This window comes from Erythrobacter sp. S227 (assembly GCF_057364925.1).
Genome location: NZ_CP200280.1, coordinates 2251835 through 2269004, shown reverse-complemented (window position 1 = coordinate 2269004; position 17170 = coordinate 2251835). Strand labels below are relative to the sequence as shown.

Below are 17170 nucleotides of genomic sequence, written 5' to 3'. Positions count from 1 at the left end.
ATATGTCGCGAAATATGAGAAGTTATCTGAAACCCTCCGCCCCTCCCATGCCGCAACGCATTGCCAATGCGTTTGACCACGGGTTTTTCCTCGCTGTTCTTTTGATGGCAGTCTTCCTCTTCGCAGGAACGGCCGCGAATGCACAAAGTGCTCAGCCGTTTGTGATAAAGGAAAACGGGCGCAGTTTCCCGACGCTTCAGGCAGCAGTCGATGCGATTGGCGACCGGCGCGGAACGATTGAAATTGCACCTGGCACCTATCGCCAATGCGCCGTCCAGACCGCTGGCGTTGTGATCTACGCAGCGCGCGAAGCGGGAACAGTGATCTTTGACAGGCGCGCTTGCGAAGGCAAAGCGGCATTGGTGCTGCGCGGCCTTGGCGCAGAAGTGCGCGGTCTTACCTTCACCAATATGGCTGTGGGCGACGGCAATGGAGCTGGCATCCGGCTTGAAAAGGGCGCACTCAACGTCGCCTATTCACGCTTTTTGAACAGCCAGCAGGGTATTCTCACCGCCGACAACCCCACAGGCCGCATCTATATCCTGCGCTCCACGTTTAGCGGTCTTGGCACTTGCGAGCATTCAGCGGGCTGCGCGCATTCGATCTACATCGGAAATTATGGCGAGCTGACGGTGCGCGAAAGCCGTTTTGAAAAGGGCCGGGGTGGCCACTATGTCAAAGCGCGCACGGCCAATGTGATCCTCGAAGACAACAGCTTCGACGATGCACAAGGCACCGGCACCAATTACATGATCGACCTTCCCGCAGGCAGCAAAGGTACGATCGCCAACAACTGGTTCGTCCAGGGCCGCGATAAAGAAAACTACTCAGCGTTTATCGCGCTGGGTGCCGAAACCCTGCTGCACGATCCTGATGGTCTTGTGGTCAAAGACAACACTGCACGCTTTGTGCCGGGCCTTAACCGGGCAAGCGTATTCCTTGCCGATTGGACCAACTCCCGCGTCGTGATGAGCGGCAACAAGCTGGCGCGCGGTTTGACGAAATACGAGTTACGCTAAAGGCTTAGCTCATCCGCGATTTCGTTGGCGCGCTGGCCAATTACCTCGATCTCGAGTTTGCTCATTCCCTCGGTCAATAAAGTGAAATCCGAGGCTGCTTCTTTATTGCCCTGTGCGGCGGCAACTTCAAACCAAGCTGCCGCCTCATATGTGTCCTGCTCGACGCCTTGGCCAAGATGAAACAGAACGCCAACGCCGCGCACGCCATGCGATTCGCCAGCATTAGCAGCGCGCATGTAACTCTCGAGACAAGCCGCGAAGTCCTGCGGTGTCCCCCGTCCGGTTGCATGCATAACGCCAAGGCTAACCATCGCCTCGGTTTGCCCCTGTTCGGCTGATAGTTCAAACAGGCCGAACGCCTCTTCTAGCGTCCCTTCCGCTTTGCCCTGATCGATCAGGACACCGATCCGCCATTGGGCATAGCTCTGCCCCCCGCTAGCGATTGCTACACGATAGTGGTGGATCGCTTTGGCAAGGTTTGCTTCAACCCCAACGCCGTCTTCATAGAAATAGCCGAGCCATTCGTGCGCTTTCAAATCGCCGGCCACAGCTCCTGCGCGCGCCTTTTTGAATGCGGCTGAATAATCGCCGCTGTCGTATAGCGCTGTGATGGCTTGGTTGGTCTCATCCGAAGAGTTGGCGACGCTAAAGATGAGGACAAAAGCGAGCAGAGCATTGCGGATCATGGCAGTTTTCCTTGTTGCCAAGGGAGGTTAGCCAAACCCGCGAGCAAACGCCACCTTGCCGCTGGGCATGTCGCCGTCCAGAAGCAGCGCTTGGAAAAACTCAGGCGGCGGGCCGGGGTAGGTGAGCTGGGGCACGTGTTCAAAACCAAAGCGCGGGTAGTAGATATTGCTACCCAGCAGCACGATGCCCTTGGCTCCCATCATTCTCATATCGGCGATGCCGCGGGTGATCAGCGCGCCTCCGATGCCGCGATGGTGAAGCTCGGGCCAGACGGAAACGGGGCCCAGACCATACCATTCGCTGGCACCATCGCTGATCGTGACGGGTGAAAAAGCGATATGACCAACAATGCGGGCCTCGTCTTCCGCCACCAGCGACAGCGTCAGATCGCCATCGGCGCGAAGGCGGTCGATCACATGCTGCTCATCGCCGTCGCTAAACGGCATTTCCTTAAACGCCGCCTCGGTGAGCGCGTGGATTGTCTCTTCATCGCCCGGTGCCTCGGGGCGGATGGTGACGGCGATTTCCGGCCCTTTCATCTCAGCAGATGTCCTGATTTGTCGCGTTTGGTGGCGAGATACTTGGCGTTGTGGGGATTGTCGGGCAGCTGGTGGTGGACCCGCTCGCTCACTGTGATCCCGGTCGCTTCAAGGCTTTTCACCTTGGCCGGGTTGTTGGTGAGAAGACGGATAGAGCGCGCCCCGATCAGTTCCAGCATTCGTGCCGCCACGGGAAAATCGCGGGCCTCATCGGGAAGGCCGAGGCGTTCATTGGCCTCAACCGTGTCGAACCCCTGATCCTGAAGACGGTAGGCGCGCAGCTTGTTGATGAGGCCAATTCCGCGCCCCTCCTGGCGCATATAGAGCAAGATGCCCCAGCCGCCGTCTTCGCGTGCATGGGTCGCCATAGCCTCAAGGCTTGCATCCAATTGCGGGCCGCAATCACACTTCAGACTGCCCAGAACATCGCCGGTCAGGCATTCGGAGTGAAGGCGCACCAGCGGTTCACGGTCACCCGACTGCTCTCCGATGATAAGCGCCACATGCTCGCGCGTGTCAGCGGTGGAGCGGAAGGCGATGATCTCGCCCGTGTCGCTGGCCGATACCGGCAGGCGCGCGCGGGTGATGATATCTAGCCGCCCTGCATCGGTGTATGCGGCAAGGTCACTGGCCATCAAAGGGTGGGGCTCGCCCCCTTCGACTGGGTCCACCATAAAGGCGGGCAATATCCCTGCAATCCGGGCATATTCCATCGCCGCCACCGCTTCATCCGCCCAATCGATAGGTTCGGCCTTGAACGGGCCTTTGAGTGGGTAGTTTAAATCGAGCGACGGGTCGGCGATGGGCCGGGCAACGTCGAGCTTGATCGGTTCGCCCGAGCGAATGAGGATAGGTGTATGCGGCAAGTCACCGCGCGCCGCTTCGCGCTGATTTACAAGCTTCAATGTCGCTGCGCGTGCTGCCGAAATGAGCAGATGGCTCGATCTTGCCCCGCTCGCAATCGCCGTTTCAATCGGCAAAAGCACCGGCCCGCCCGCAAAATCCAGCGCCCAGCCATGTCTCAGGGCGTCCACCGCTTGCGCTGCGCGGCGCTCTGGCGAAGGGCTTTTCAGATCGGGGGCAGGCTTGTCAGGCATCGAATTTAGATATCGAACTCGGTCACAAGCGGAATGTGGTCTGACGGTTTCTCCCAATCGCGCGCGTCTTCCAACAGGCTGTGCCTTGTTGCTCTGGCGGCAAATTCGGGAGAGGCCCACATATGGTCAAGGCGCCGGCCACGGTCATTTACGCGCCAGTCCTTGGAGCGATAGGACCACCAGCTAAAATACCGTTCCGGATCGCGGATGTGTTCGCGGCCAATATCGACCCAGCCGTGTGCTTTTTGAAAGCGCCCCAGTGTTTCCACCTCTACCGGCGTGTGGCTGACAACTTTCAAAAGCTGTTTGTGGTTCCACACATCGCTTTCAAGCGGGGCAATGTTGAAATCGCCCACAATCAAGGTAGGCGCGTCAAGCGTCGTGGCCCAATCGGTCATGCGCTCCAAAAAATCGAGCTTTTGGCCGAATTTGGGGTTCTTTTCGCGGTCGGGTTCATCGCCGCCAGCAGGCACATAGACATTGTCGATGCGAATGCTCTTGCCGCCAACTTCGCGGCCAACAACCTCCACGCCCACATGACGCGCTTCGCCATTGGCCTGCCAATCATGGCGCGAGTCTTCAACGATGGGTACGCGCGATACAGTCGCTACACCGTGATACCCCTTTTGGCCGCAGATCGCCTGATGCTCATAGCCAAGCGCCGCCAAAGCGTCGGCAGGAAACTGGTGTTCCTGACATTTGATTTCTTGCAGGCACAGCACATCGGGCCCCTGCATTTCGAGATATTTCTCAATGATAGGAAGGCGCAAACGCGCAGAGTTTATGTTCCATGTGGCAACGCTAAGCATGGACACTCAACTAGGCGTAAGTGTCAGCGCCGACAAGCTCTTGACGTCTGCGATAGGCGACAAAAAACCCCAGTACCGGGGGGCGTTGGCACTGGGGCTTTCATGTTAGCGTTCGTCACGCTTGGTCAAGACGAAACATTTGAAGAGAAGGGCAACAGGGGGGAAACCCTTTCTCGTCCGTCTTGATGTCCAGTATTACCGGCACTTGGCTTTCACGTAAATGAACGTAAAATCGGGTTTGTCGCAAAATTCCAACTTTTCGCGGGCGAAGCGTTCAACCCGGTCGACGAGAAGAGCGACGCGGATCGCGGAACCTGAATGTTGAGTCAGGCACCGCCACGCCATAGCGATGATTCCTCAACCGCACAGTCGTTCGATGGTTTTGCGCATCAAGCGCGACCCAGTGCGTAAGCTCCAGCCCGCCGGGCGCTCCGGGCTTGCGCACGAAGATCAGATTGATCCGGCCAAATTCCGGTTTGTTCGGGTCCTGTACATCAATGCTCAGAACATCGCTGCTGCCGGTGGGGATAAGCGTTCCGAACTGCGCAACATCGCGGTTCGGATCAAGCAGCGCCCCCAAAGGCGAGCTTTTGATCGGCCAGCGTTCGACCTGATTGACCTCATAATCGATCATATAAAGCGAGCGGCCATTGGAGACCACGAGCAGGTCGGCATCCTTGCCATAGTCGAAGCGAATCTTGCCTGGGCGCTTTAAAGTCATTGTGCCAGTGGCGACATTGCCAGCGCGGTCGATCTGGTTGAAGTCGGCCTTCATCGTCGAAATCGCGCGAAGGGCGGTCACGGCCCGGTTAAGATCTGCGCTGGATTGCGCGAATGCAGGAGGCGCAAAAACGGGCCCATTGCTGCTGGTCGATGCGCTTGAATTTCCAAGCGATAGTCCAAGCGCAACTGCGCCCGCAGCGGCGAATGTGATGCCGAGCGGGCGAAAGAGTGTCTGAGGTTTCATGTGAGCACAGTTACGCAAGTTGCATTGAACTGTCGATGAATTTGCAAGGTGCCTGCCGTTCAGCGGACGAAGCCGATCTTACTTGATCTTGGCTTCCTTGAATTCAACGTGCTTGCGAACCACTGGATCATACTTGCGGAAGGTCATCTTCTCGGTGATGTTGCGCGGGTTCTTTTTGGTCACATAGAAAAAGCCGGTGTCGGCAGTCGACACGAGACGGATTTTCACGGTTGCTGGCTTCGCCATTGCATATTCCTACAAAAAACTGGTGAGGCCAAATGGCCGTAAAAATAAAGAGCGGCGCGAGCCCTCAGGGGAAGCGCCGCCTTACAGACGCGCGCCTCTGAGCGATTCACGGGTAAAAGTCAAGCAGAGTCACCAATCCGAGCGCGACACTTTGCCGCGCTTGGACTTTACATCGGCCCGTGCCTTTTTCGCCTTGAGGCGCTGGGTCTTGCCCACGCGGTTCACGCGCGACTTGGCCCGTTTTTTGGGCTGGCGATGCGCAGCCTCGAGAATTTCTTCCAAACGCTGGCGCGCAAGCTGCCAATTCGCTTCCTGCGTCCGGTGTTGGCGTGCGGTGATCAGGAGGTCGCCAGCTGTGGTGAGCTTGGACCCTGCCAACTCCCGTAATCGTGCAAACACTGGAGGTGGCAGGCGCAGCGCATAGATATTGACGCGCAGCTGTACCTCGGTTGCGACCTTGTTGGCGTTCTGACCGCCCGGGCCAGAGCCAGCAAGGAAGCTCTCCTCGGCCACCGCATGGGCACGCTCGAGAAGGGCCTTATCCATGGCTTTCGGATGAGGAGTCTGCGGGCGACGCATCTGGGGCATCCTGCAGTGTTTCGTGCTCGAACACGGGCGCCGTTGGCGCGGTTAGTGCGGCGCGCAAGAAATCCTCGGGGAAGGGCGCCACGGCAGTGATCGCAGGTTTGCCGCTACGCTCAACCGTGATCGTCTCTGCGTGGAGCATGGTGCGAGGGGCACCTTTATTTTGGCCGCGAACAGGTCCGTAAACGGGATCACCCAAAAGCGGCGCGCCAAGGCCCAGAAGCGAGTGAACGCGCAGCTGGTGGGTGCGCCCTGTCTCGGGGCGAAAACGGATAAGCGAGCGCACTTTACTGCCTTCACCAATCGTCTCGATCAGCTCCCAATGCGAAATCGCAGGCTTACCCTTTTTGGCCGCAATCATCCGCCAGCCCTTTTCGGCCGAGCTGATTTTAGCAAGCGACAATTCAATCGTGCCCGAGGTTTCGGCAGGGGCTGCGTCCACTATGGCAAGATAGGTCTTGCCCACCAGGCGATCTTCAAACGCCTTGTTAAAGCGCTTCAATGCCTTGGGATTGCGCGCCAGCAGCAGGCAACCAGATGTATCGGTGTCGAGCCGGTGAACGGGCACCGGACGGCGTTGAAAGCCGAACTTCAGATCATCGAGATGGTCGTTCAGGCACGGTCCCCCTCGCTTGGGGCGATCAACGGGCAGGCCGGCGGGCTTGTTAATCACAAGCGCTTCGCCGTCTTCAAAAAGAATGGGGATGGAGGTCATAGGGGTTCCCCTATCCGTTCGCTCGAGGCTTGTCGAAGGGTGATTGGCTAGACGAGTTTCGCCGCAAAGAGCCCGCGCACCGCATTTCCAAGCTGAAATCCGTCCGCCAGATCATCAAGCGTCAACTCAGCCTCGTGCGCCTGACCTTTCTCGATCAGATATTCGCGAAGGATCCCCGGCAAGAGGCCATGTGAGGTCGGCGGGGTGAGGAGCACGCCATCACGCTCCACGAACACATTAGTAAAGCTGCCCTCGGTGACAAAGCCATCCTCGCGCACCAACAGCGCTTCTTGGCCGCCATGGGCCTTGGCCGCTTTCAGAGCGTCCTCGTAAAATCCGCGATCAGATGTCTTATGGGAAAGGCGCCAATCGCTCGGGTCAAGCGGGTTAGGCAGAGCCACAACGCGAACAGGCCCGCCGAAAGGCTTTGGCAGAGCGTCGGTCTCGATCACGCTCGCCCCGCTTTTGGAGACGAGGAGGCGCACCTTGGCTGGATCTGATAACTCAAAGACCAGCGCCTGGATCTTGTTGCGCAATGCGTGGCGGTCGAACTCGAACCCGAAGGCATTCGCGCTGCGCTTCATGCGCGCGAGGTGCAGTTCGAGAAGGGCAATCCCCTCTTCAGGGTCAAAGGCCATCGTCTCGATAAGGTCAAAGCCCCCAGCGCCCGGCCCTCTGGCAAAGCCCGCTTTTACCTCGCACTCGCGGCGCTCGGCCAAGGGCTCGCTATCGGCGACAATCGCAGAGCCCACGCCTAGGATTGCGCTGCCCTGCCCGTTTTCAATCGGGGTGAGCCTTAATGTGCGGATCGCTACGCTGAAGGCGGCTGAACCGTCTGAACCGATGCGTCCGATTGCCCCGCAATAGGCCCCGCGCGCATCGCGCTCTACCTCCTGAATAAGCTCCATTGCCCGGATCTTGGGCGCGCCGGTTATCGAGCCGCAGGGGAACATCGCGCGCACCAGATCGCTTGCGCCCATGCCTTCTGCAAGCTTGGCTCGCACACTGGACACCATTTGATGGACGGTTGGATAGCTCTCGATCGCAAAGGGAGCATCGACCCGAACGCTTCCCGGCACCGCAACGCGCGAGAGATCATTGCGGATGAGGTCCACGATCATCAAATTCTCGGCCTTGTCCTTGACCGATCCTGCCAGTTCCTGCGCCAAGGCGGCGTCTGCCTCGACATCATTGCCGCGCGGGCGGGTGCCCTTCATCGGTTTGGCCTTGGCGTTGCCTGCAGGGTCGAGCGCGACAAACAGCTCTGGTGAGAAGCTCAACAGCCAATGCGAGCCATCAAAGATCGCGCCGCCATACCCCGCATTGGCGCTGCTGCGCAGCTGCGAATAAAGGGTCAGCGGATCGCCGCGATAGGACCCGCCAAGCGGATAGGTGAGGTTTGCCTGATAGATGTCGCCGTCGCGAATAGCCTCGCGTAGTGTCTCGAACGCGGCCTCATATCCGGCAGGCGACACTTGCGGTTCGAGCGGGCCAAGGCTTGCCTCCCCATCGCTGAGCGCGGCCAACCATGCCGGCATATCTGCCGCCGCTATGCGTTCAGGTTTATCAAAAAGGCCAAGCCAGACCAGCGGGCCCGCCGCACCCGTTCGGACATCGGCGAGAGGCGCGAGTTTGCCTTCAAGAACGAGCCCCGCTTCGTAAGCGATCATCCCTGCAAGTTCGCCGCCGTCGGCCTGTGCGTTCTTTCGCGCGGCCTCTGCCGCTTCGAGAGCGGGGATCACGTCTTGCGGCCGGTAGGCTACAAACACCTCGTGCGGGGCCGAAAACAATAGCGCATCGGCAGGACCGCCCGCGCTGCCTTCTTGCGGCGCGCGTGCATCGTCTAGCAATACGAAACACTCATGGTGCGGTGTCTGACCCATCTCCTGTGCTTTAAGCCGCTCCACCCTCCAAGTCGATAGCGCCTTTCGGGTAAATCGGACGAGCAGGTTGACCACGCGGCCACGCGTCGCCACACCTTGTCCGGCATTTTGTCGCGAAGGATAGTAAGGGTAATGGGCGAGATATTTCTGGGTCTTGGGGGCAATGGCGAAAACCAAAGCCTCGCTTTATCGCGGGCAAACCGGCACGGCCTTATCGCAGGCGCAACCGGTACGGGTAAGACGGTGACACTCCAAGGCCTGGCCGAGAGTTTCTCTGCCGACGGTGTGCCGGTCTTTGTTGCTGACGTTAAAGGCGATTTGTCCGGGATCGCCATGCCCGGAAGCTCTAAGTTCAAGCATGCCGACAAACTTGAGGGTCGCGCCAAAGAGCTTGGCATGGACGATTACGCTTATTCCGATAATCCGGTCATCTTCTGGGACCTTTACGGTGAGCAAGGCCACCCGATCCGCACCACCATCACCGAGATGGGGCCGCTGCTTCTGGCGCGGTTGCTCGACCTCAACGACACGCAGGAAGGCGTCCTGCAGATCGTTTTCCGCTATGCCGATGACAACGGGCTTTTGCTGCTTGATTTTGGCGATCTGCAATCGCTTCTTCAATGGGCGAACGAGAACGCGAAAGAGCTGTCGGGCGCAGGATACGGAAACGTGTCGCGGCAATCGGTGGGTGCGATCCAGCGGCAATTGCTGTCGTTTGAATCGCAGGGCGCCGATCATTTCTTTGGTGAGCCAGCGCTTGAGATCGACGATTTTCTGAAAAAAGACGAAGAGGGCCGCGGCTACGTGAACGTTCTGGCGGCTGACCAGTTGATGCGTTCGCCTAAGCTTTATGCGACCTTCCTCCTGTGGCTTCTCGCCGAGCTGTTCGAGAGCCTTCCCGAAGTGGGCGATCCTGAAAAGCCAAGCCTCGTCTTCTTCTTTGATGAAGCGCACCTTCTTTTCGACGACGCTCCCAAAGCATTGCAGGAGAAGATCGAGCAGGTCGTGCGCCTGATCCGCTCCAAAGGCGTGGGCGTCTATTTCGTGACCCAGAACCCGATCGACATTCCCGAAGAAGTCGCAGGGCAATTGGGCAACCGCGTGCAACATGCCCTTCGTGCATTCACCAAACGCGATCAACGCGCGATCAAGGCGGCGGCGGAAACCTTCCGGATCAATCCTGACCTCGATGTCGAGGCGGCTATTACCGAGCTCAAAGTGGGTGAGGCGCTTGTCTCCACTCTCGATGAAGAGGGCGCGCCTACAATTGTGCAGCGCACGCTTATCAAGCCGCCGCGCTCACGCCTTGGACCGGTGAACAAGAAAGAACGTGCGATCATCCAGTCGGTGAGCCCTTTTGACGGCAAATATGACGAAGTCGTCGACCGTCAAAGCGCCGAAGAGGTGCTCGCGCAAAAAGCCGCCGACGCGGTTGAGACCGCCAAAGAGGTCGAGGAAAAGGGCGAGGTCGAAGTCGCCAAACGCTCTCGTAAATCCAAGTCAATCTGGGAAAAGGCCATCTCGCGCGGCACCAAGGTTGCAGCCGGCGGCATGGCGGGAGCCGCAGCCGCAGCGGTGCTCGGCAAGAAATCCCGGTCCAATCCCGTCGCCTCTGGCCTAACCTCCGCCGCAGGCTCGATTGCGACCGACCTTGCAGGCCCAATTGCCGGACGCTTTGTGCGCAATCTTATCGGCGGGTTGATGCGGTAATTGAGGGGCCTGAGGCGTGTTGAAACGAATAGTCTGCGGTGCCGGTCTTGGCCTTGCCCTCACATCCTGTTCCTATGAGGCGAGCGTTGCCGAAACGCCTGTGCCTGCGACCGTCGTGGTCGCGTTTGACCGCGAGGCTATCGACCCGCTGATCGTCGAAGGCGTGGCCGATCGCAGCAATGGCCGTCTGGTCGAAGCCAATGATCCGGTTCGCATCGCCAGCATTTCCAAGCTGATTATGGCCCTTGCTGCCATGCGCCTTGCCGAAGAGGGCGTGGTCGATCTGGACGCGGATGTTTCGAACTATCTTGGCTACGAAGTGCGAAGCCCGGGTTACCCGGACACCCCTGTGACGCTCACCCAATTGCTCTCCCACCGATCCGGCCTTCGCGACGCAGGAGGTTATGTGATTTCCCTTGGCGAAAGCCTTGAGGACAAACTCGAAGATCCGGCAAGCTGGTACGCCGATGCAGCGCCCGGTGAGGCGCCGTTTGAATATGCCAATATCGGCTCTCCCGTGGTCGCCAGCGTTCTTGAGGCGGCGAGCGGCGAGCGGTTCGACGCCCTGCTTGACCGGCTGGTTTTTGACCCGCTTGAAATCGACGCATGCGCAAACTGGATCGGCTGTTCGCCCGAAATGGTCGCGCGCGCTGTCACGCTCTATCGCGACACTGGCGAAGTGGCCCGCGATGATAGCGATGGCTTGCCGCCCAATTGCACCATACCTGTGGCAGAGGGGGTGGAGTGCTCGCTTGAAGGCTATGCGCCGGGCTCCAATGCATCGGTGTTCAGCCCGCAAGGCGGCGTGCGCATCGGCATGGTGGACCTTGCAAAGATCGGACAGGCTTTGGCGCGCGAAGGCGGTGCCTTGCTTTCGGATGCGTCGCTTCAAGCCATGCTCGCCTCGGCTGATCCGCTGATTGAGGGTCAGGAGTTTTTCTGCGGCTATGGCCTCCATTTCCAAGCGCTTGAAACACCAGACCGCGAATGCATGGACGCACTCTTCAAGGATGGTGTCACACGGTATGGCCATGCAGGCGAGGCCTATGGCCTTCGCTCAGGCCTTTGGTTTGATCCCGAAAGTGGCACCGGCATCGCCTATTTCATCACCGCCGTACCGCCCCGGCAAAGCGCCGAGGATGAGGGCGGATTTGATGAAAGAGAGCTGGCTCTCGTTGCAAGAGCGCAGGAATTACTCGCTCAACGGTAGCAGGATTTCTGCGCGCAATCCGCCTACTTTGGGGCCGCCTTCTTTCCGGTTTGCCAGAACAAGCTTTCCGCCGTGCGCCTCGGCAATGGCCCGCGCCAATGTGAGACCTAGCCCTGCGCCTCCTGTGGCACGATTGCGCGATTGCTCGCCTCTGCTGAACGGCTCCAACATGGCGTCGATTTCGTCTGCGGGTATGCCGGGGCCGTTGTCCTCGACCCGCAGTATTGCGTGCGCCTCTCCGCGCACCATGGAAACTTGCGCTCCCCCGCCATAGCGCACGGCGTTGGAGATGAGGTTGCGCAAAGCCCGCTTGACCCATGTGACCTGAACCTGTGCAACAAGGCGTTGTGGGTCGATCATGGTGACCGGCTCGCCAAGGTCTTCGAATTCTTCAACGACACCGCTTGCCAAAGCGCCAAGGTCCACCGCTTCGGTTTCGAGCGATCCCTTGCGACCCATCCGGGCGAGCATCAGGATATCGTCGAGCGTCGCTGTGATATCCTCGATCGAAGCGGCCATCTTTGCGCGTTGTTCCTGATCCGACACGCTTTCAATCCGCACCCGCAACGCGGCGAGCGGCGTTTTGAGATCATGCCCGATTGCGCCCAGCATTACGTCCTTTTCATCGAGCAAGGCGACAATGCGCGCTTCCATTTTATTGTGCGCAGCGATGAGACGGCGCGTGTCGGCCGGGCCTGTCTCTTCAAGCTCCACGGCCGTATCGGGGTCGCGCGAAAACTCGGCCACCCGCGTAGTCAGTGTCGCCAGGGGCCGGGTCAGACGGCGAAGGACGAAGAACAGCACAACGAGTAGAAAAACGAATGTGAAGATTGTCTGGACCAGCACAATTCCAACGCCCCCTTGAGGGCGCTGCGGGGCAAGCAGCCTTGCCGCTTCCCATTGGCCATTTGGCTCACGCTGGATCGCTGCGACCAAAAGCTGTCGGTCCTGCCAGGTCTGGTTCGCTACAAGCCTTGGCCGGCGCTCTGCCAAGCGTTGAAGCCCCGGGTCATCGCCTGCTCGAATAACGGATACGAACATTTGATGAGGCGTAACCCCTTCGCCTTCGAGAACAGTCCGAAGGCGCTCGGTGAGATCGGGGCGTCTGAGATCAGTCTGGTCTCGCAAGGGGACTTGCGCTGACACGGTGTAGCGCAAACGGAGGGGCAAGCGGTCGCGGGCGACTTGTTCAGCCATCGGTCCGCCTGCCTCGAAGATCCGTTCACGTTGTTCGCGAAGTTGGCGTCGGTTGGCTCGCCGGTCACGTCGTTCATCAACCGGTTCATCCCCGCGTTGCCCGGCGCGCTGCGTTCTTTCCGCGCCATTGATCAGGCGAAAGGCAGCGGTTGTGACCACCGCATTTTCGCGCCTCTCTTCTCCGGCCCTGTACAACAAAGTGACGGAGATCAGTTGCGAAACAAGCAAGGCGAGCGCAACGCTTGTCATCACCTGACCAAAGAGGCTGGAAGGCAAAAGACGCTTCATCATTGCATAGAGCCGGGCGGGACGCGTTTAACGCCCGCTGCAAAACGATAGCCGCCGCCGCGAACTGTCAAAATGAGCTGCGGATTGCTGGTGTCTGTTTCGATCTTGCGGCGCAGGCGGCTGACCTGATTGTCCACCGCCCGGTCGAACAATTGCGCGGTGCGCCCTTGCACAAGATCCAGCAGAAGGTCGCGGTCCATCACCTGACGCGGCGCATCGAGGAACGCTCTGAGCAGCCGGAATTCAGCGGTAGAAATCGGGACTGTCACGTCTTCGGGATCGGTGAGTTTGCGCTTTAGCGGGTCGAGCTGCCAGCCTTCAAACTGGTAGTGCCAATCCTCCATCTCTGCCTGCGGCGTTATTGTCCGGTCCACCCGGCGAAGGACAGTGCGGATGCGGGCGACAAGCTCGCGCGGTTCGAAGGGTTTGACGACATAGTCATCTGCCCCAAGCTCAAGCCCAAGGATGCGGTCCATTGCCTCTCCCTTGGCGGTGAGGAAGATGACCGGCAGTCCTTGCGTTTCGACCAGGTGACGGCAGAGCGAAAGCCCGTCTTCGCCCGGCATCATGATGTCGAGCAGCACGATGTCGGGCCGCGATGTGGTGAGGTGCGAGCGAGCAGCTGCAGCGCTCTGTGCTTCGGTTACCGCAAATCCTTGACCTTGCAAGTAATCCGCAAGCGGCTCACGCAGGGTCGCCTCGTCGTCGACCAGAAGGATTTTGGGTTCGTCGTCAGTCATTGCTCTGGTTCATGATAGGTGTCGGCCCGGCACGCAAGTTTTGGGGAAAAGCCTGCGCGGCCGGGCCGGGTCATTGGCAATTGCAGAAGGAACCGGGGGAGGGGTAAGCAACCTTCACAAGTGCCAAACTGGTTAGGTGATATCAGCGCGAACGACGGTTTTGCCGTTTCTCGCGGGCTGCTGCACGCTCCTCGGCGGTGATCGTGCCAGAGCCGTCTGTATCGAGACGATTGAAGCGTGCCTCAACGGTTGCATCAAATTCGGCTTGGCTCACGACCTTGTCGCCATTGGTGTCGGCGCGGGCCAGCATCCGCATTGCGCGATCGCCGCGGCCACGGCGCATTTCGCCCCGTTCAGCACGGCGTTCAGCGCGGCGTTCTGCGCGTGCTTCGCGGCCGGCCATCATTTCAGCCTCTGAAAGACCTCCGCTGCCATCGTTGTCGAGCCGCTCAAACATGCGGGCTTGACGCTCGGCTGCGCGGGTTTGGCGCGCCGCGGTCATTTCGGCAGGGGTCACCTCACCATCACCATTGGCATCGGCCTCGGTGAAGCGGGCCTTGGCGCGTGCTGCGCGGTCATCCTGGCTAAGTTCGCCGTCGCCATTGGCGTCCATCCGGGCAAAGCGCGTCGCTGCGTGGGCTTTGGCTTCGGCAAGGGTGATTTCGCCATCGCCATTGGCATCGGCGCGGGCCATGCCGCGTTCTTGCTGCTGTGCGTATGCGAGGCCTGCTCCGCCTACGAGAAGGGCGGCGGCTGTGAGAGAGAGGGTTACTTTGCGCATGGGGTGTTCCTTTCAGGTTCCTGTCGCGGGGTTTTATGTTTCTCTTTTTGCGGAGTTGCGGAAAGGTCCCATGGTGCAAAGCAAGGTCCCTTGCGGGCCCTGACTTGCACCAACGAGTGATCGACTGGCCCCCTTCGCTTACGCGGGTCAAAGGGATTGGGGAGCAGTCTTTCGAACCTCGCCGCAACTCACAATGCCCTTTCTAGGGTGTCATTGTCGCAGGAATATGCCGGAGAGACGCCATTGTGTCGCGGTTTGTATCAGCTTCGCCCGCGCGTTCATTTGCGCGCAAACTTTGCTCGATTGTCGCCTCTTTAACCGGTGCTAACTGCCTGGGTGGGCGGGCAAAGCAATCTCGCCGCCCCCCTCATCACGAAGGCGGCGTCATGCAAAAGACATTGAGCTTGTTGCCGTCCATATCGCGGAAGTATCCGGCGTAGAAACCATCATCACCGCGCGGGCCCGGTTCGCCTTCATCGCTCGCCCCATTGGCGATGGCGACATCATAGACGGCCTTCACCTTCTCAGGGCTGTCGACCATCAAAGCGACCATTGTGCCATTGCCAACGCTTGCCGCTTCGCCATCGAATGGCTTGGTGGCTGCGATGCCTGCGGTGCCGTCTTCAAAGCTGCCCCAAGCGATAAATTCGCCCTCTTCCATCATCCGGCCATATCCCATGGCGCCTGCAACCTTGTCATAGAAGGCCGCCGCGCGAGGCAGGTCGTTGGTGCCCAGTGTTACATAGCCGATCATGTGAGTTCTCCCTTAACCGTGAGTCGCGTGTTGCGACTCGGAATAGGGAGAACATTAATAGAACATCGGGTTTTGTGCAATTAGGTTCAAAGCGGCTGTGTCTCGCGTTCGACCCAGGCAAGATCATCGCCTTCAAGCTGCGGAGCAAGCAGAGCGCGCACCTTCGCGTGATAATCGTCTAGCCACGCAATCTCGGACGCGGTCAGCAGGCTTTTCTCGATCAAACGACGATCAATCGGCACCCATGTCAGGCAATCAAAGCCGAGATATCGGCCTTCCGCGCCTTCGATTTCCTTCTCGACTGTCAGAACGAGGTTCTCGATCCGGATGCCGAATGCGTCCGGCTTGTAATAGCCCGGCTCATTGGAAAGGATCATGCCAGCGTGCAGTTCCGCGTTTGTGCCTGCCTGACCGCCAGTGGGTTTGGCGATGCGTTGTGGCCCTTCGTGAACGGCGAGGAAACTGCCCACACCGTGGCCGGTACCATGTGCATAATCGACGCCCGCTTCCCAAAGGTATTGCCGCGCGAGCACGTCGATCTGGCCGCCGCAGGTTCCTTGCGGGAAGATCGCGTTATCAATCTGGATATGACCTTTCAGAACGCGGGTGAAGCGGTCGCGCATTTCGGCTGTTGGCGCGCTGCCTTGGGGCGTGTTGATCCACACCGTGCGGGTGATATCGGTTGTGCCAGCGGGATATTGCCCGCCTGAATCGACCAGATAGATCGAGCCGGGAGGGATGAGGATATTGCTGTCCTCATCGACCTTGTAGTGCGGCAAAGCGGCATGCCCTGCAGCCGCGGAAATCGTGTCGAAGGATGTGTCGCGCAGATCGCCATGTTCGCGCCGGAAGCCTTCGAGCTTGGCCGCAGCGGTAAGCTCGTCGATCTCGCCAGCGGGAGCAGTCACTTCGAGCCAGCGCAGGAAGCGGCTGACCGCTGCGCCATCGCGGGCTTGTGCGTCCTTGTGCCCTTGCACTTCGGCTGGGTTCTTGACCGCTTTGGCAAGGATTGTGGGGTCCTGGCGGAAGGAGAATTTCGCACCCCCTGCACGAAGCGCCTGGGCGATACCGACCACACCGTAGTTGGGGTCAATGCTGACCTTCTTGCCCGAATATTCGCCCAAAGCGCCGTTAAAGGCGCTGCGGTCGCGGACAGTCACTGCATTGCCCAGATGCTGAGTGAGTTCAGGCGTCACCTTTTCAGGCGCTATGAAGAGCTCTGCCGTTCCGTCAGATTTCACGATGACATAGGACAGGGCAACCGGCGTGTGGTCCACGTCCTTGCCCCTGATATTGAGGAGCCACGCAATCGAATCGAGCGCAGGCACCACAACAGCATCGAGGCCTTTGTTGGTAAGCCAATCGGCGATCTGGGCGCGCTTGTCGGCGGATGACCTGCCAGCGAGGCTCTCTTCATGAACGAACGCTTGCGCCCCGGAAGGCGCGGGCTGATCCGACCACACCGCGTCCAAGGGATTGCTGTCCGCTGGCACCATGGTGATGCCCGCTGGTTCAACCTGCTTCTCCAGCGCCTCTACCCAGCCCCATGTATGGAGCCACGGGTCATAGGCAATTTTCGCGCCGTCCTCGCTCACTTCCCTGAGCCACGCGCCGAGGCTGTCGCCCGGAATGCTGCGATACTCAAAGAGGTTGCCATCCACCTGATCGCGGACCTGCACGGTGTAGCGGCCATCCACAAAGATCGCCGCATGGGTGAGCGTAACGCAGGCAAACCCTGCTGACCCGCCAAAACCGGTGAGCCAATGGAGGCGCTGGGCATAGTCGCCCACATATTCGCTCATATGCTCGTCACTGATCGGGATGACGAAACCATCGAGCCCGCGGCGTTTCAATTCCTCGCGCAGAGCCTGAAGGCGCGCTTCGTGGGTTTGCATCAGCATTTTGTCGGCTCCTAATTGGCACGTGCGTTAGTCCTGGACGAG

17 protein-coding genes are annotated in these 17170 nt (G+C 59.4%); 3 read left to right on the top strand and 14 right to left on the bottom strand.

The features are described from left to right. The first annotated feature begins 14 nt into the window (after window positions 1-14). Window positions 15-1019 (top strand): right-handed parallel beta-helix repeat-containing protein, encoded by a 1005-nt coding sequence (locus AC0V6Q_RS10675; RefSeq protein ID WP_486168362.1) that lies wholly within the window; start codon window positions 15-17, stop codon window positions 1017-1019. On the opposite strand, the gene AC0V6Q_RS10670 is transcribed toward AC0V6Q_RS10675, so the two are convergent. The 9 genes from AC0V6Q_RS10670 to pabB form a co-directional block, all read right to left on the bottom strand. Next, complete coding sequence (locus tag AC0V6Q_RS10670) at window positions 1016-1705, bottom strand: tetratricopeptide repeat protein (protein ID WP_486168361.1); 690 nt, start codon at window positions 1703-1705, stop codon at window positions 1016-1018. The two genes, AC0V6Q_RS10675 and AC0V6Q_RS10670, sit on opposite strands and share 4 nt — an antisense overlap. A gap of 27 nt (window positions 1706-1732) precedes the next feature. Beyond that, on the bottom strand, window positions 1733-2245 hold the full coding sequence (locus tag AC0V6Q_RS10665; RefSeq protein ID WP_486168360.1) for a GNAT family N-acetyltransferase: 513 nt from the start codon (window positions 2243-2245) through the stop codon (window positions 1733-1735). Beyond that, entirely contained in the window at window positions 2242-3342 is a 1101-nt protein-coding gene (gene ribA, locus AC0V6Q_RS10660) for a GTP cyclohydrolase II (protein WP_486168359.1), read from the bottom strand. The genes AC0V6Q_RS10665 and ribA overlap by 4 nt, the downstream gene beginning before the upstream one ends. Before the next feature lie 5 nt (window positions 3343-3347). Next, on the bottom strand, window positions 3348-4151 hold the full coding sequence (locus AC0V6Q_RS10655; protein ID WP_486168358.1) for an exodeoxyribonuclease III: 804 nt from the start codon (window positions 4149-4151) through the stop codon (window positions 3348-3350). A gap of 274 nt (window positions 4152-4425) precedes the next feature. Beyond that, on the bottom strand, window positions 4426-5118 hold the full coding sequence (locus tag AC0V6Q_RS10650) for a LolA family protein (RefSeq protein ID WP_486168357.1): 693 nt from the start codon (window positions 5116-5118) through the stop codon (window positions 4426-4428). Window positions 5119-5196: 78 nt separating this feature from the next. Continuing rightward, window positions 5197-5364: a 50S ribosomal protein L33 gene (gene rpmG / locus AC0V6Q_RS10645; RefSeq protein WP_034961594.1), complete on the bottom strand. Its 168-nt coding sequence runs from the start codon at window positions 5362-5364 to the stop codon at window positions 5197-5199. Between the two features lie 129 nt (window positions 5365-5493). Next, the gene (arfB, locus tag AC0V6Q_RS10640) at window positions 5494-5910 is read right to left on the bottom strand and encodes an alternative ribosome rescue aminoacyl-tRNA hydrolase ArfB (protein ID WP_486168356.1); all 417 of its coding nucleotides are present in this window, start codon (window positions 5908-5910) and stop codon (window positions 5494-5496) included. Beyond that, window positions 5903-6664 (bottom strand): RluA family pseudouridine synthase, encoded by a 762-nt coding sequence (locus tag AC0V6Q_RS10635; RefSeq protein WP_486168355.1) that lies wholly within the window; start codon window positions 6662-6664, stop codon window positions 5903-5905. Before AC0V6Q_RS10635 ends, arfB begins: the two co-directional genes overlap by 8 nt. A gap of 47 nt (window positions 6665-6711) precedes the next feature. Further along, a complete protein-coding gene (gene pabB, locus AC0V6Q_RS10630; RefSeq protein WP_486168354.1) occupies window positions 6712-8547 on the bottom strand; it encodes an aminodeoxychorismate synthase component I in 1836 nt (611 codons plus the stop codon). Window positions 8548-8679: 132 nt separating this feature from the next. Between pabB and AC0V6Q_RS10625 the strand changes: the two genes are divergently transcribed. Together AC0V6Q_RS10625 and AC0V6Q_RS10620 are read left to right on the top strand one after the other, a co-directional pair. Further along, window positions 8680-10257, top strand: a complete 1578-nt coding sequence (locus tag AC0V6Q_RS10625; RefSeq protein WP_486168353.1) for a helicase HerA-like domain-containing protein — start codon at window positions 8680-8682, stop codon at window positions 10255-10257. Between the two features lie 16 nt (window positions 10258-10273). Beyond that, window positions 10274-11467: a serine hydrolase domain-containing protein gene (locus tag AC0V6Q_RS10620; protein ID WP_486168352.1), complete on the top strand. Its 1194-nt coding sequence runs from the start codon at window positions 10274-10276 to the stop codon at window positions 11465-11467. On the opposite strand, the gene AC0V6Q_RS10615 is transcribed toward AC0V6Q_RS10620, so the two are convergent. From AC0V6Q_RS10615 to AC0V6Q_RS10595, 5 genes are all read right to left on the bottom strand, one after another. Continuing rightward, window positions 11450-12955 (bottom strand): sensor histidine kinase, encoded by a 1506-nt coding sequence (locus AC0V6Q_RS10615; RefSeq protein WP_486168351.1) that lies wholly within the window; start codon window positions 12953-12955, stop codon window positions 11450-11452. The two genes, AC0V6Q_RS10620 and AC0V6Q_RS10615, sit on opposite strands and share 18 nt — an antisense overlap. After that, the gene (locus AC0V6Q_RS10610) at window positions 12952-13692 is read right to left on the bottom strand and encodes a response regulator (protein ID WP_486168350.1); all 741 of its coding nucleotides are present in this window, start codon (window positions 13690-13692) and stop codon (window positions 12952-12954) included. The genes AC0V6Q_RS10615 and AC0V6Q_RS10610 overlap by 4 nt, the downstream gene beginning before the upstream one ends. A gap of 142 nt (window positions 13693-13834) precedes the next feature. Beyond that, window positions 13835-14473 (bottom strand): EF-hand domain-containing protein, encoded by a 639-nt coding sequence (locus tag AC0V6Q_RS10605; protein WP_486168349.1) that lies wholly within the window; start codon window positions 14471-14473, stop codon window positions 13835-13837. Window positions 14474-14843: 370 nt separating this feature from the next. Continuing rightward, window positions 14844-15227 (bottom strand): VOC family protein, encoded by a 384-nt coding sequence (locus AC0V6Q_RS10600; protein ID WP_486168348.1) that lies wholly within the window; start codon window positions 15225-15227, stop codon window positions 14844-14846. An 86-nt stretch (window positions 15228-15313) separates the two neighbouring features. Beyond that, on the bottom strand, window positions 15314-17128 hold the full coding sequence (locus tag AC0V6Q_RS10595; protein ID WP_486168347.1) for an aminopeptidase P family protein: 1815 nt from the start codon (window positions 17126-17128) through the stop codon (window positions 15314-15316). Window positions 17129-17170 lie beyond the last annotated feature (42 nt).

Bases quoted from the DNA above. Each gene is read 5' to 3' on its own strand.
- rpmG (WP_034961594.1), bottom strand. From the start codon at position 5,364: ATGGCGAAGCCAGCAACCGTGAAAATCCGTCTCGTGTCGACTGCCGAC.
- AC0V6Q_RS10595 (WP_486168347.1), bottom strand. From the start codon at position 17,128: ATGCTGATGCAAACCCACGAAGCGCGCCTTCAGGCTCTGCGCGAGGAA.
- pabB (WP_486168354.1), bottom strand. From the start codon at position 8,547: ATGGGTCAGACACCGCACCATGAGTGTTTCGTATTGCTAGACGATGCA.
- ribA (WP_486168359.1), bottom strand. From the start codon at position 3,342: ATGCCTGACAAGCCTGCCCCCGATCTGAAAAGCCCTTCGCCAGAGCGC.
- AC0V6Q_RS10650 (WP_486168357.1), bottom strand. From the start codon at position 5,118: ATGAAACCTCAGACACTCTTTCGCCCGCTCGGCATCACATTCGCCGCT.
- AC0V6Q_RS10635 (WP_486168355.1), bottom strand. From the start codon at position 6,664: ATGACCTCCATCCCCATTCTTTTTGAAGACGGCGAAGCGCTTGTGATT.
- AC0V6Q_RS10610 (WP_486168350.1), bottom strand. From the start codon at position 13,692: ATGACTGACGACGAACCCAAAATCCTTCTGGTCGACGACGAGGCGACC.
- AC0V6Q_RS10675 (WP_486168362.1), top strand. From the start codon at position 15: ATGAGAAGTTATCTGAAACCCTCCGCCCCTCCCATGCCGCAACGCATT.
- AC0V6Q_RS10655 (WP_486168358.1), bottom strand. From the start codon at position 4,151: ATGCTTAGCGTTGCCACATGGAACATAAACTCTGCGCGTTTGCGCCTT.
- AC0V6Q_RS10670 (WP_486168361.1), bottom strand. From the start codon at position 1,705: ATGATCCGCAATGCTCTGCTCGCTTTTGTCCTCATCTTTAGCGTCGCC.
- AC0V6Q_RS10600 (WP_486168348.1), bottom strand. From the start codon at position 15,227: ATGATCGGCTATGTAACACTGGGCACCAACGACCTGCCTCGCGCGGCG.
- AC0V6Q_RS10605 (WP_486168349.1), bottom strand. From the start codon at position 14,473: ATGCGCAAAGTAACCCTCTCTCTCACAGCCGCCGCCCTTCTCGTAGGC.
- AC0V6Q_RS10625 (WP_486168353.1), top strand. From the start codon at position 8,680: ATGGGCGAGATATTTCTGGGTCTTGGGGGCAATGGCGAAAACCAAAGC.
- AC0V6Q_RS10615 (WP_486168351.1), bottom strand. From the start codon at position 12,955: ATGATGAAGCGTCTTTTGCCTTCCAGCCTCTTTGGTCAGGTGATGACA.
- arfB (WP_486168356.1), bottom strand. From the start codon at position 5,910: ATGGATAAGGCCCTTCTCGAGCGTGCCCATGCGGTGGCCGAGGAGAGC.
- AC0V6Q_RS10665 (WP_486168360.1), bottom strand. From the start codon at position 2,245: ATGAAAGGGCCGGAAATCGCCGTCACCATCCGCCCCGAGGCACCGGGC.